Here is a 13,284-nt window from a genome sequence, read left to right as displayed (position 1 = left end):
TGAGTACAGGAGTAACAATCATGTCACCTGAACATCAGGTTAACGAAGAAAAGCGTCCTATTGACCGCCAGAGCTTATTAATTGAAGCCAATGACATCATTAAGCATCACGATGATTATTTGCATGGCATGGTCGCTGATAGCGTAGAACAAAAAAACGGCGTGCTGGTTTTTCGCGGTGAGTTTTTTCTCGATGAGAACGGAATACCGACCTTAAAAAGCACCGCGGTATTTAACATGTTCAAGCATCTTGCGCATGTTTTATCCGAAAAATACGACTTGATCGATTAAATAGCTTATCGATTAAATGCAAATGCCCGCAAATTCGCGGGCATTTGATTGTTTACAGCTTAATATTTTATTCATTACAGCAGAGGTTTCGAACCACGTTGCCACCAGCGCAACATCAGTCGTTCTGCGGTATCGCCAGCGCTGCCCGTCAGACGATCCAGTAGGCGTTTACGCCGCGTATAGCGAACGCTTAGCACTTCATGGTTGGCCATTTCAGCAATCAGCAGATCGTCACTGGTACCGATAGCGTCAATCAATCCCAGATCTTTCGCCTGAGTACCAAACCAGTGCTCTCCCGTCGCCACCGAATCAATATCCAGCGAAGGACGCATCTGCTGTACAAAATCCTTAAACAGCGTGTGCGTGACATTCAGATCTTCACGGAACTTCTCACGACCTTGTTCGGTGTTCTCACCAAACAGCGTCAGCGTACGTTTGAATTCACCTGCGGTGTGCAGTTCCACATCAATGTCTTTGTTTTTCAGCAAACGGTGGAAGTTGGGGATTTGCGCCACAACGCCAATAGACCCGACAATCGCAAACGGTGCCGCTACGATGCGGTCAGCCACGCAGGCCATCATATACCCGCCGCTGGCAGCCACTTTATCCACGGAGACCGTCAAGCGTACGCCGCCCTGACGTAAACGTTGCAATTGCGAGGCCGCCAACCCATAACCGTGAACCACACCGCCGGGGCTTTCCAGACGCAGCAACACCTCATCTTTCGGTTTTGCCACGGCGAGCACGGCGGAGATCTCTTCACGCAGCGAACTGACTTCGCCCGCATCCATACTGCCGTTGAAATCGAGCACGTACAGACACGGTTTAACACTCTTTTCTTCACCACGTTTGGCGCGCTGTTTATCTTGCTTCGCGGTTTCTTTTTCTTTCTTCTTTTCTTGTTTCGATAACAGCTTACGCTCGGTGTCGCTCATGCAGGCGGTCTGCATTTCACGCTGCATTTCCTGATATTGTTCACCCAGATTCGTGACCTGCAACTCACCTTTATGTGGGCGCTTACGCTGCGTCATCCCGAATGCCAGAACGACTAATGCACCAATAGCCACCACGATGGTGAGTACTTTAGCCAGGAATAAACCGTACAGAGAAAGTAATTCCACAAACACCGTCCTCATTGACTGCGTATTAATTAATGTTGGTTTACTCACCAACCATGGCGTTGACGTCGTGCGCCATTCCCTTCCTATAACCTAACTGATGGCACGCAATATGGCGATGTTATTCCTGCGGTTTTTACGCCTGTTGCTGCTTTTTACAACAGGACGGGGATAAATAGAGGCAGTCTCATTGAAAACAGTCGAAATTTGAGGCATAACACCCCCATTCACCCTGCCCGGATGCGCCATTATCTGACGTTCCGAGCGGCACGACCGACGCACCTCGTCGTGCTGACACACGATAGCAGGTCTATTATCTGAAGCGTGGCTGCTTTGCGCCACGGCAAGAGGAATTCATTGTGCATTACCAGCCTAAAATCGATTTACTGCAAAACCGCATCATTCTGGTTACCGGTGCTGGCGACGGCATTGGCCGGGAAGCCGCGCTGACCTACGCTCGCTACGGCGCGCACGTCATCTTATTAGGGCGGACAGAAAGTAAACTTCAGTCGGTTAAACAGCAGATCGAGCAGGAACACGGTACGCCAGCGCACGTTGTTGTCTGCGATATGCTGGCCTTATCCTCCGCGCAGTGCTTTCAACTGGCTGACGAACTGGCGCAGGTAGTACCGCACCTGGATGGTGTTCTCCACAACGCCGGATTACTCGGGGAAATCACCCCTATCACACAGCAAACGCCTGAGATCTGGCATCAGGTTATGCAGGTCAACGTCAACGCGACCTTTATGCTGACACAGGCGTTGCTGCCTCTTTTATTGAAATCGCCTTGTTCTTCTCTGGTTTTCACCAGTTCCAGTGTGGGCCGCGAAGGTCGCGCCGGCTGGGGAGCCTATTCCGTATCCAAGTTCGCAACAGAAGGTCTGATGCAAGTGCTGGCAGAAGAGTATCGTTCACACAATCTGCGCGTGAACTGCATTAATCCTGGCGGGACGCGTACCGGAATGCGTGCGTCAGCCTTCCCCAACGAAGATCCGATGAGACTGAAAACGCCAGCAGATATTATGCCGCTGTATCTCTACCTGATGGGCGATGACAGCCGCCGTAAGACGGGGATGAGTTTTGACGCACAGCCGGGCAGAAAAGCCGGTCCAGCAGAATAATAGAGAAGAGCACGCACGATGAGCGATGAACGCCACCAGCAACGCCAACAGCGCCTGAAAGAAAAGGTCGACGCCCGCATTGCCGCCGCGAATGAAATACGCGGTATCCTGATCGTCTTCACCGGTAACGGGAAAGGCAAAACCACGGCGGCCTTTGGCACCGTCACGCGAGCGATAGGCCACGGATTACGGGCAGGCGTGATCCAGTTTATTAAAGGTGAATGGCCTAACGGTGAGAAGAATCTGCTGCAACAGCACGGCGTGGAATTTCAGGTCATGGCGACGGGCTTTACCTGGGATACGCAGAATCGCCAGACGGATACCGAAGCGGCACAGCACGTCTGGCAGCATGGCAAACGGATGCTAGCCGATCCACAGCTCGATCTCGTCGTGTTGGACGAACTGACGTATATGATTAGCTATGATTACCTGGATTTAAGTGACGTTGTCACTGTATTAAAACAGCGCCCTTCTGGGCAGACGGTCATTATTACCGGACGAGGTTGCCATCGTGATTTGTTGGAAATGGCCGATACCGTGACGGAAATGCGTCCGGTAAAACATGCGTTTGATAGCGGGATTCAGGCGCAGCAAGGCATTGACTGATAGTCGTTAGACTTATTGCTGACAAAGGCCGGTGCGCGGGAGTAACGGATAGATCGTAAAGACGCTGCAAGTACGTCCATGTAAGCTCGGATTGCGCAGATATGAATCTCATCCCTGAGATTCACCCTTTCAGGGCCGTCGCTAGCGACGTTCAAAAGCGTTCCTTACGCTTTTGTCCATGGCGCAAACGCTTTACTCTTCTATTCCGTTACTCCCGTTTTCATTCGGTAAATAACAACCTATTCGGGCAGCGAAAGCTGCCGGTGAAGCGTAGAGATAACGATATTAGCCGTTGCGCTTAGGTTTTGGCGAGGTACGGCGTGCCGGCGCAGTATTGGTCTGGCTGTGACGTTTTACTGCACGACGGATCTGGTTCGCTTTCACCCGGCGGCGCTCGCGCTCAACCGGCAGTTTCGATACCGTTTCTGCCGGAAGCTGCACTAATTCACGCAGATAGTTCAGCTGTTCCAGTGGCATTTCTGTCCAGCCACCGCGTGGAATACCTTTCGGCAGCGTAATGTCGCCGTAGCGCACGCGAATCAGGCGACTAACCTGCACGCCAACCGCTTCCCACAGACGGCGAACTTCACGGTTGCGCCCTTCGGTCAGCGTCACGTTATACCACTGGTTCAAACCTTCACCGCCCTGGTAGCGGATAGTGCGGAATGATGCCGGGCCGTCTTCCAGCTGTACGCCTTTGCTCAGCTGTTTGATTTTTTCGTCGTCAACTTCACCGAAAACACGCACGGCGTATTCACGCTCAACCTCACGGCTAGGGTGCATCAGGCGGTTGGCTAACTCACCGTCGGTCGTGAACAGCAGCAGGCCGGAGGTGTTCACGTCCAGACGCCCTACGGCAACCCAGCGAGAACCCTGAATCTTTGGCAGACGGTCAAATACTGTCGGGCGGCCATCAGGATCGTTACGGGTGCATAACTCACCTTCCGGTTTGTAATACATCAGTACGCGGCACACAGACTCTTCGGTTTCCTTAACGGTAACCACATGACCATCGATACGGATTTTGGTGGCTTTCGTCACTTCAACGCGATCGCCCAGAGTGGCAATCTTACCGTCAACGCTGACGCGTCCAGCCTGAATGATAACTTCAATTTCGCGGCGCGAGCCATGTCCGGCACGCGCCAGAACTTTTTGTAACTTTTCGCTCATTGAGCAACCTCTAGTGTCGCCTTCCCAGGCGTCGGGGGGGAGTCATAACTGCTTATAAAATTCAGCTAGTTACGTAAAAATAGTGTGTACGTAAAAATCATTCGTCGTAGTAAAAACTGGCGCGATTATACCGATCTTCGCGCCATTTGTATTCCGATTGTTACCGCTCGTCGCTGCGTTTATAGGAACGGCGTGACATCACCGGTACCTTCACGGGCGACGCGTGGCACGGACTCGGTCAAATCGATAACCGTCGTCGGCTGTTGACCCAGCGAACCGCCGTGAATAATCAAATCCACCTGTTTTCCCAATCTGTCCTGAATTTCTTCTGGATCGGATTCGGCGAAATCATTTCCCGGCAGCATCAGCGTCGTCGACATCAGCGGTTCATTCAGCGCGGCCAGCAGCTCCAGTGCGATAGGATTGGACGGCACGCGCAGGCCGATGGTTTTACGCTTTTCATTCATTAAACGGCGAGGCACCTCTTTCGTCGCTTTCAGAATAAACGTGTAATTACCGGGTGTGTTATTTTTAATCAACCGGAAAGCCGAGTTATCAACATGGGCATACGTCGACAGTTCGGACAGGTCGCGACACATCAGCGTGAAGTTATGATCGCTCCCCAGATCGCGAATCCGGCAGATGCGTTCCAGCGCGTTCTTTTCGCCCAACATACAGCCCAACGCGTAACCGGAATCCGTTGGATAAACAATCACCCCACCTTTATGCAAAAATTCCACCGACTGATTGATCAATCGCGGCTGCGGATTCTGTGGGTGAATATAGAAAAACTGGCTCATGACCCTACCTCGTACGTCTGACATTTCGCGGCGCTGTTCATTCCAGCCCGCTTCATCGTGCAATAAGGATTATTATAGAACGTGTTGGCGGTAAAAGATTGTTATTCCATGAATTTGTTATTTCAAAAAGAGCATCATGACATCAACGCGGCTATGCGTTGCCAGCCTCCACCAATAGCGGATGGTGCCAAACGGGTTCGACATCGGCAGGTAGCCACAGTTTGCGGCCCAGTTCAATCCAGGCGCACGGCAGGTGGAAATCCGATCCTTGCGACGCCATCAGGTTGAAGTCGCGCGCATAGCGCCCCAGTTGCGTACGCTCATCCGGTGCCTGTTGGCATTGCGCCACTTCCATCGCGATCCCGCCGCTTTCTGCGAAGGTAGCTAGCAGACGCTTTAGCCATTTGGCCGTCAAATCGTAGCGCCCCGGATGCGCCAACACCGACACACCGCCGGATTGATGAATCGCCTCAATCGCTTGCGGGATGGTGCACCACTGCGGTGGCACGTAACCGATTTTGCCTTTCGCCAGATATTTTTTGAACACCTGATTCATATTCGCTGCGATGCCCAGTTCGATCAGATAACGTGCAAAATGCGCGCGTGTAATCTGCCCTCCCGTCGCCAGACGCTGTGCGCCCGCCAGCGCATCGGGAATGCGGTTTTTTTCCAGTCGAGCCGCGATCTGCTCCGCTCGACTCTGCCGACACGCCGCCTGCTGTTGCAGCAACCCCGTTAACGCTGGGTGTGCACTATCCATCCCCAATCCGACAATATGAATCTCATGATTTTCCCACAGCGTGGAGATCTCCACGCCGGGAATCAATCTCAGCGGCAGCCCTTGTTGTGCAATTGCATGTTGCGCTTCGTCAAGCCCAGCCGTCGTGTCGTGATCGGTAATAGCCAGCACGCTCACCCGCATGTCTACCGCCCGGTTGACCAGCGCCGTCGGCGTTAAAAGGCCATCAGATGCCGTAGTATGGCTATGCAAATCATAAAGTGGGAACGACGATATCGGTTGAGAGTCTTCTGGCACAAGCCTATCCATTAACAAGAATAATGCGAAGGCCGCATGATGCCATCAATAGGGCGTAAATGGTAATGCCCGCCGTTTCCCTGAGTAATAAAATAATCATATTGAAGGTGTTGACATTTTATCGCCGAACCAGTTAACTAGTACGCAAGCGCAGTGCGCGGACAGTAATCAGTATACAAACAGTGAGATGATGATAATGGCAACGCAGAAAATGATGAAGCATGGTTGGTGGCGCTCTTCCCTCTCGCGGGTGGACTAATCACGCATCGCTGTTATCACACATGCAGATATTCCCAGGCCCGCTTAACTAAGCGGGCTTTTTATTTGATGGGCACAACATTAAACGGGTAGCAAGAATGCAAACAACACAACCTAAACTGGAACTGCTGCGTATTGAGGCCGTTTACCGTAACGACCCCAGCGCCATCTTCCATCAGCTCTGCGGTGCCAGACCAGCAACGTTGTTGTTAGAGTCGGCTGAAATCGACAGCAAGGAAAACCTGAAAAGCCTGTTGATCGTCGATAGCGCGCTGCGCATCACCGCACTGGGTCAGCAGGTTTCTATTCAGGCACTAACGACAAACGGCGCCAGCCTCCTGCCGCTTCTGGATGCCGCGTTGCCAGTGGAGATTATCAATCAACCACGTCCGAACGGTCGTGAACTCACGTTCCCACTGGCAGACGCCATGCAGGACGAAGATGCTCGCCTGCGTTCGCTGTCCGTGTTTGATGCCTTACGTCAGATTCTGACGCTGGTCGCCTGCCCGACAGATGAGCGTGAAGCTATGTTTCTCGGCGGCCTGTTCGCCTACGATCTGGTCGCTGGGTTTGAAGAATTACCTGCGCTGAGCCAGCAGCAGCGCTGCCCAGATTTTTGCTTCTATCTGGCAGAAACGCTGCTGGTGCTTGACCACCAAAAACGAGTGACCGCTCTACAAGCCAGCCTGTTTACACCGAACCACAGCGAAAAGCAGCGTCTGCAACAGCGTCTGGAACAATTGCAACATCAGCTTACTCAGCCCGCGCCTGCACTGCCGCGCCAGTCCATCGAAGACATGACGCTGAGCTGCAATCAGAGCGATGAAGCCTTCGGGGAAGTCGTCAGCCAGATGCAGGAAGCTATCCGCATCGGTGAAATTTTCCAGGTCGTGCCGTCACGTCGTTTCTCTCTGCCGTGTCCTTCACCGCTAGCTGCCTACCAAACGCTGAAGGATAGCAATCCAAGCCCTTACATGTTTTACATGCAGGATCAGGACTTCACGCTGTTCGGTGCCTCACCGGAAAGCTCGCTGAAATACGATGCCGACAGCCGCCAAATCGAAATCTACCCTATTGCCGGTACTCGCCCGCGCGGTCGCCGTGCCGATGGCTCATTGGATCGCGATCTCGATAGCCGTATTGAGTTGGAAATGCGTACCGACCATAAAGAGCTGGCTGAGCATTTGATGCTGGTCGATTTAGCCCGTAACGATCTGGCGCGCATTTGTCAGCCGGGTAGCCGTTACGTTGCTGATTTGACCAAAGTTGACCGCTATTCCTTTGTTATGCATCTGGTCTCCCGCGTCGTGGGCACATTGCGTGAAGATTTAGATGTTCTGCACGCCTACCGCGCCTGCATGAATATGGGCACGCTGAGCGGCGCACCGAAAGTCCGGGCCATGCAGCTGATTGCCGAGAGTGAGAAAACCCGACGCGGCAGCTACGGCGGCGCGGTGGGCTACTTCACCGCTCACGGCGATCTGGACACCTGCATCGTCATTCGCTCCGCCTATGTCGAAGACGGTATTGCCACCGTTCAGGCCGGTGCGGGCGTGGTGCTGGATTCTAACCCTCAGGCCGAAGCCGACGAAACGCGTAATAAAGCCCGGGCCGTACTGCGAGCCATTGCCAGTGCGCACCATGCAAAGGAGATTTTCTGATGGCCGACATCCTGCTGCTCGATAACATCGATTCATTCACCTACAACCTGGTGGATCAGCTGCGTGCCAGCGGTCATCAGGTCGTGATTTACCGTAACCATCTGCCTGCCGACGTCATCATCGCGCGGTTACAGCAAATGGAAAAACCGATCCTGATGCTCTCCCCCGGCCCCGGCACGCCAGCCGAAGCGGGTTGTATGCCGGAGCTGCTGCAACGTTTGCGCGGTCAGTTACCGATTATCGGCATTTGCCTCGGCCATCAGGCCATCGTGGAAACCTATGGCGGCCATGTTGGTCAGGCAGGTGAAATCCTGCACGGCAAAGCGTCTGCCATCGACCACGATGCCAGCGGCATGTTTAGTGGTTTACCGCATCCGCTGCCCGTTGCCCGTTACCACTCGCTGGTCGGCAGCAACATTCCGTCGACGCTGACCGTCAACGCACACTTCAATACGATGGTCATGGCCGTGCGGAACGATGCCGATCGCGTCTGCGGTTTTCAATTCCACCCTGAGTCGATCCTGACCACGCACGGCGCTCGACTGCTGGAACAAACGCTGGACTGGGCGTTGGCTTAACGAGGGATACGATTATGCAACTGTCTTCTACACAACAGTCTTTTAAGACACAGGAACCGTCTACTGCTCAGGATGTCATGACCATGCAACACATATTGGAAAAATTATACGGCGCGAACCCTATCAGCCGTCAGGAAAGTCAGGCGCTGTTTGGTGCCATTATTCGCGGTGAACTGGAAGCCAGCCAGCTAGCAGCGGCGTTGATTAGTATGAAAGTGCGCGGCGAACATCCCGATGAGATCGCCGGTGCGGCCACGGCTCTGCTGGCCGATGCGCAGCCGTTCCCACGCCCTGACTATTTATTTGCCGATATCGTCGGTACAGGCGGTGACGGCACCAACAGTATCAACATTTCGACGGCCAGTGCCTTCGTTGCCGCCAGCTGTGGTCTGAAAATCGCCAAGCACGGCAACCGCAGCGTCTCCAGTCGTTCCGGTTCCTCTGACTTACTCTCCGCTTTCGGTATTAAGCTGGATATGAGCGCGCAGGATTCCCGTCAGGCGTTGGACGACCTAGGCGTGTGTTTCCTGTTTGCTCCGCAATACCATCTGGGCTTCCGTCATGCCATGCCGGTACGTCAGCAGCTCAAAACGCGTACCGTCTTCAACGTGCTGGGGCCGTTGGTTAACCCCGCTCGCCCGCCGCTGGCGCTGATTGGGGTGTATAGCCCCGAATTGGTTCGCCCTATCGCCGAAACGCTGAAAGTGCTGGGCTACCAGCGTGCCGCGGTTGTACACGGTGGCGGAATGGATGAAGTCGCGATTCATGCACCGACGCAGGTTGCCGAGTTGAACAATGGCGAGATCGAAACCTACGAACTGTCGCACCGCGATTTCGGGCTGGATGCGTATCCGCTGTCGGCATTACAAGGCGGTACGCCAGAAGAAAATCGTGACATTCTCGCGTCACTGCTACAAGGTAAAGGTGAACGCGCGCACGCCGCTGCGGTTGCCGCCAACGTTGCGCTGCTCCTGAGATTATTCGGACAAGAAGATCTGCGCCAAAATGCGCAACAGGCGCTTGAAGTCATTCATAGTGGACAGGCTTATCAGCGCGTTATCGCCCTGTCCGCCAGAGGATAATGGAACCATGCAGGAAACCGTATTACATAAAATTGTGCGTGATAAAGCGCTTTGGGTTGCGGAACGAGAAAAAGCACAGCCGCTGGCCTCTTTTCAGCATGAGATCGTTCCCAGCCAGCGTGATTTTTATCAGGCGCTGAAACAAGATAAGCCCGCCTTTATTCTTGAATGCAAAAAGGCTTCACCGTCGAAGGGATTGATTCGCGATGATTTCGACCCGGTAGCGATAGCTCAGGTCTATAAAGATTACGCGTCTGCTATTTCCGTTTTGACTGACGAAAAGTATTTTCAGGGCGATTTTGCCTTTCTGCCGCAGGTTAGCGCAGCAGTACATCAGCCAGTGCTGTGCAAAGACTTTATTATTTCGCCTTATCAGATCTATCTGGCTCGCTACTATCAGGCCGATGCCATTCTGCTGATGCTGTCCGTGCTGGACGACGAGCAGTATCAGCAACTGGCCGAGGTGGCTCACAGCCTGAAGCTGGGCGTGTTGACAGAAGTCAGTAATGAAGAAGAGTTGCTCCGAGCCATTCAGCTCGAAGCACGCGTCGTTGGGATCAACAACCGCGATCTGCGCGATCTCTCTATTGACCTCAACCGTACCCGGACGCTTGCACCGCGTCTGCCCGCTGGCGTCACCGTGATCAGCGAATCCGGTATAAACTGCCAGGCACAGATTCGTGAACTCAGCGCCTTTGCTCAGGGCTTCCTGATCGGCAGTTCACTGATGTCTGAGCCGGATCTGAACGGCGCGGTACGCCGCGTTATTCTGGGTGAGAACAAAGTCTGCGGCCTGACGCGCGCAGCAGATGCACAGGCCGCCTATCAAGCGGGTGCACTCTACGGCGGTTTAATCTTCGTCGCCAGTTCTCCACGCTATGTTGACGCCAAACAAGCCGCCGACGTTATGACAGGCGCCCCACTGCGCTATGTCGGTGTTTTCCGCAATGCGCCCGTCGAACACATTGTTGCCATCACAACGCAGTTAGGGCTAGCGGCCGTTCAGTTGCACGGTGATGAAGATCAACAGACCATCGACCGACTACGTCAGCAATTACCAGCGACCTGCCAGATTTGGAAAGCGCTGAGCATCGCGGATGTGCTGCCGGAACGTAATCTCACCCACGTCGATCGCTACGTGTTTGACAACGGTCAGGGCGGCAGCGGGAAAACCTTCAACTGGTCGCTGCTGGCGAATCAGTCATTGAATAACGTGCTGTTGGCCGGTGGCCTGAATAGCGATAACTGCGCACTAGCGGCACAGCAAGGTTGCGCAGGACTGGATTTCAATTCCGGGGTAGAAAGCGAACCGGGAAAAAAAGACTCACATAAAATTGCTGCGGTTTTTGCGACATTACGTCAGCCGCAACACTAAAACAGACGGGAAAATTATGACATTACTCAACCCTTACTTCGGTGAATTCGGCGGACAGTTTGTTCCGCAGATCCTCATCCCGGCGTTACGCCAGCTGGAAGAGGCTTTCGTCAGTGCACAAAAAGATCCTGAATTTCAGGCCGAATTTACCGATCTGCTGAAAAACTACGCGGGTCGCCCGACAGCGTTGACCCTGTGTAAAAACCTGACGGCTGGGACGAAAACCAAGCTGTACCTGAAACGCGAAGATCTGCTGCACGGCGGTGCGCACAAAACCAATCAGGTACTCGGACAGGCGCTGCTGGCTAAGCGCATGGGTAAAAGTGAAATCATCGCCGAAACCGGTGCGGGCCAACACGGCGTCGCGACGGCACTGGCTTGCGCCCTGCTCGGCCTGAAATGCCGCGTTTATATGGGTGCCAAAGACGTTGAGCGCCAATCGCCAAACGTGTTCCGCATGCGTTTGATGGGTGCAGAAGTCATTCCCGTTCACAGCGGTTCTTCCACGCTGAAAGATGCCTGCAACGAAGCGCTACGTGACTGGTCCGGCAGCTATGAAACGGCACACTATCTGCTGGGAACGGCCGCAGGCCCGCATCCTTATCCAACTATCGTGCGTGAGTTTCAACGCATGATTGGTGAGGAAACCAAAGCGCAGATTCTGGAAAAAGAAGGTCGCTTGCCGGATGCGGTACTGGCCTGTGTTGGCGGTGGATCTAACGCGATTGGGATGTTCGCTGATTTCATCGACGATACTAGCGTCCGTCTAATCGGCATTGAACCAGGTGGCTTGGGCATTGAATCCGGACAGCACGGCGCGCCGTTAAAACACGGTCGCCTCGGTATCTATTTCGGTATGAAGTCTCCAATGATGCAAACGTCTGACGGGCAAATTGAAGAATCTTACTCGATTTCTGCCGGACTGGATTTCCCGTCCGTAGGGCCGCAGCACGCCTACCTGAACAGTATTGGCCGTGCCGACTATGTCTCGATTACCGATGATGAAGCGTTGGATGCTTTCAAAGCACTCTGCCGTAGCGAAGGGATTATTCCCGCGCTGGAATCCTCCCACGCGCTGGCACACGCCTTGAAGATGATTAAAGCGGAGCCAGAGAAGGAGCAACTGCTGGTGGTCAACCTGTCCGGCCGTGGTGATAAAGACATCTTTACCGTGCACGATATTTTGAAAGATCGGGGAGAAATCTAATGGAACGCTATCAACAGTTATTTAACCGCCTGTCAGAGAAAAAGGAAGGCGCGTTCGTTCCGTTTGTTACGCTGGGCGATCCCTCTCCCGAGCAGTCCCTAAAAATTATCGACACGCTGATTGCGGCCGGTGCCGATGCGTTGGAGCTGGGCGTGCCCTTCTCTGACCCGTTGGCGGATGGCCCGACTATTCAGGATGCCAACCTGCGCGCCTTTGCGGCAGGCGTCACACCAGACCAATGCTTCGAAATGCTGGCAGCTATACGTCAAAAATACCCGGAAATCCCGATTGGCCTGCTGATGTATGCCAATCTGGTCTTCAGCAACGGTATTGATGAATTTTATCAGCGCTGTGCGCAGATTGGCGTCGATTCAGTTTTGGTAGCAGATGTGCCAGTGGTTGAGTCTGCGCCTTTCCGTGCGGCTGCCCTGCGACACGGCATTGCCCCCATTTTTATCTGTCCGCCCAATGCTGACGATGAACTGCTGCGCGAGATTGCCTCTTATGGACGTGGATATACCTATTTAGTGTCGCGCGCAGGTGTTACTGGGGCAGAAAAGCGCGCGCAACTGCCGCTGAATCATCTGGTTGCCAAACTGAACACGTATCATGCTGCCCCGCCGTTACAAGGATTTGGCATTTCCGATCCTGCCCAAGTGCGGGAAACGTTAGCCTCAGGTGCAGCGGGTGCCATTTCTGGCTCCGCGATCGTGCGGATTATCGAAAAAAATCTGAACCAGCCCGACGTCATGCTGTCTGAATTACACGCCTTTGTAAGTGAAATGAAAGCCGCTACGCGTTCATAACACGTTTCAGGTGCGCGATTTGTGCTTCACACAAGTCCTATCGCGCGCCGAATAATGTTTCAAATTATTTCTTATTTAATTAACGCGAAACATCTTCAATTATTATTTAGTTTCCACTTCATTATAATTGTAAGAAATGTTTTCAAATTGAAATAATTATTTAATTCCGCATCAAC

General features: G+C 53.4%; 13 protein-coding genes and 1 other annotated feature. Of the genes, 9 read left to right on the top strand and 4 right to left on the bottom strand.

Going from position 1 to position 13,284, the window contains the following annotated elements; genetic code table 11:
* The first annotated feature begins 20 nt into the window (after positions 1–20).
* Positions 21–290 (top strand): YciN family protein, encoded by a 270-nt coding sequence (locus tag HP572_RS08420; RefSeq protein WP_039276201.1) that lies wholly within the window; start codon positions 21–23, stop codon positions 288–290.
* A gap of 74 nt (positions 291–364) precedes the next feature.
* Here the strand turns inward: HP572_RS08420 and sohB are convergent, their stop codons facing one another.
* Positions 365–1,411, bottom strand: a complete 1,047-nt coding sequence (gene sohB / locus HP572_RS08415; protein WP_014915355.1) for a protease SohB — start codon at positions 1,409–1,411, stop codon at positions 365–367.
* Between the two features lie 356 nt (positions 1,412–1,767).
* Between sohB and HP572_RS08410 the strand changes: the two genes are divergently transcribed.
* Entirely contained in the window at positions 1,768–2,529 is a 762-nt protein-coding gene (locus HP572_RS08410; RefSeq protein WP_205560828.1) for a YciK family oxidoreductase, read from the top strand.
* An 18-nt stretch (positions 2,530–2,547) separates the two neighbouring features.
* The gene (gene cobO / locus HP572_RS08405; RefSeq protein ID WP_240585314.1) at positions 2,548–3,135 is read left to right on the top strand and encodes a cob(I)yrinic acid a,c-diamide adenosyltransferase; all 588 of its coding nucleotides are present in this window, start codon (positions 2,548–2,550) and stop codon (positions 3,133–3,135) included.
* Positions 3,136–3,420: 285 nt separating this feature from the next.
* On the opposite strand, the gene rluB is transcribed toward cobO, so the two are convergent.
* From rluB to HP572_RS08390, 3 genes are all read right to left on the bottom strand, one after another.
* On the bottom strand, positions 3,421–4,305 hold the full coding sequence (rluB, locus tag HP572_RS08400; protein ID WP_205550519.1) for a 23S rRNA pseudouridine(2605) synthase RluB: 885 nt from the start codon (positions 4,303–4,305) through the stop codon (positions 3,421–3,423).
* A gap of 179 nt (positions 4,306–4,484) precedes the next feature.
* Positions 4,485–5,105: an L-threonylcarbamoyladenylate synthase gene (locus HP572_RS08395; RefSeq protein WP_014915351.1), complete on the bottom strand. Its 621-nt coding sequence runs from the start codon at positions 5,103–5,105 to the stop codon at positions 4,485–4,487.
* A gap of 151 nt (positions 5,106–5,256) precedes the next feature.
* Positions 5,257–6,141, bottom strand: coding sequence for a PHP domain-containing protein (locus HP572_RS08390; protein WP_305852622.1), 885 nt, complete (start codon positions 6,139–6,141; stop codon positions 5,257–5,259).
* Positions 6,142–6,361: 220 nt separating this feature from the next.
* Positions 6,362–6,466 (top strand) — a sequence feature (Trp leader region).
* A 31-nt stretch (positions 6,467–6,497) separates the two neighbouring features.
* Between HP572_RS08390 and HP572_RS08385 the strand changes: the two genes are divergently transcribed.
* From HP572_RS08385 to trpA, 6 genes are all read left to right on the top strand, one after another.
* Positions 6,498–8,060, top strand: coding sequence for an anthranilate synthase component 1 (locus HP572_RS08385; protein WP_240585312.1), 1,563 nt, complete (start codon positions 6,498–6,500; stop codon positions 8,058–8,060).
* Positions 8,060–8,638, top strand: coding sequence for a gamma-glutamyl-gamma-aminobutyrate hydrolase family protein (locus HP572_RS08380; protein WP_240585311.1), 579 nt, complete (start codon positions 8,060–8,062; stop codon positions 8,636–8,638). The genes HP572_RS08385 and HP572_RS08380 overlap by 1 nt, the downstream gene beginning before the upstream one ends.
* An 83-nt stretch (positions 8,639–8,721) precedes the next feature.
* Complete coding sequence (gene trpD, locus HP572_RS08375) at positions 8,722–9,720, top strand: anthranilate phosphoribosyltransferase (RefSeq protein ID WP_240585725.1); 999 nt, start codon at positions 8,722–8,724, stop codon at positions 9,718–9,720.
* Positions 9,721–9,727: 7 nt separating this feature from the next.
* Entirely contained in the window at positions 9,728–11,095 is a 1,368-nt protein-coding gene (trpCF, locus tag HP572_RS08370) for a bifunctional indole-3-glycerol-phosphate synthase TrpC/phosphoribosylanthranilate isomerase TrpF (RefSeq protein WP_240585310.1), read from the top strand.
* 13 nt (positions 11,096–11,108) lie between these two features.
* Positions 11,109–12,302, top strand: coding sequence for a tryptophan synthase subunit beta (gene trpB, locus HP572_RS08365; RefSeq protein WP_240585724.1), 1,194 nt, complete (start codon positions 11,109–11,111; stop codon positions 12,300–12,302).
* Positions 12,302–13,108, top strand: a complete 807-nt coding sequence (gene trpA, locus HP572_RS08360; protein WP_240585309.1) for a tryptophan synthase subunit alpha — start codon at positions 12,302–12,304, stop codon at positions 13,106–13,108. Before trpB ends, trpA begins: the two co-directional genes overlap by 1 nt.
* The last annotated feature ends 176 nt before the right edge of the window (positions 13,109–13,284 follow it).

This window comes from Pectobacterium sp. PL64 (assembly GCF_022477975.1).
GTDB lineage: Bacteria > Pseudomonadota > Gammaproteobacteria > Enterobacterales > Enterobacteriaceae > Pectobacterium > Pectobacterium jejuense.
This window is presented reverse-complemented; position numbering and strand designations above follow the sequence as displayed.

Coding starts and splice junctions, on each gene's coding strand:
- HP572_RS08385 (WP_240585312.1), top strand. CDS start 6,498: ATGCAAACAACACAACCTAAACTGGAACTGCTGCGTATTGAGGCCGTT.
- HP572_RS08420 (WP_039276201.1), top strand. CDS start 21: ATGTCACCTGAACATCAGGTTAACGAAGAAAAGCGTCCTATTGACCGC.
- trpCF (WP_240585310.1), top strand. CDS start 9,728: ATGCAGGAAACCGTATTACATAAAATTGTGCGTGATAAAGCGCTTTGG.
- rluB (WP_205550519.1), bottom strand. CDS start 4,305: ATGAGCGAAAAGTTACAAAAAGTTCTGGCGCGTGCCGGACATGGCTCG.
- HP572_RS08395 (WP_014915351.1), bottom strand. CDS start 5,105: ATGAGCCAGTTTTTCTATATTCACCCACAGAATCCGCAGCCGCGATTG.
- cobO (WP_240585314.1), top strand. CDS start 2,548: ATGAGCGATGAACGCCACCAGCAACGCCAACAGCGCCTGAAAGAAAAG.
- trpA (WP_240585309.1), top strand. CDS start 12,302: ATGGAACGCTATCAACAGTTATTTAACCGCCTGTCAGAGAAAAAGGAA.
- trpD (WP_240585725.1), top strand. CDS start 8,722: ATGCAACACATATTGGAAAAATTATACGGCGCGAACCCTATCAGCCGT.
- HP572_RS08380 (WP_240585311.1), top strand. CDS start 8,060: ATGGCCGACATCCTGCTGCTCGATAACATCGATTCATTCACCTACAAC.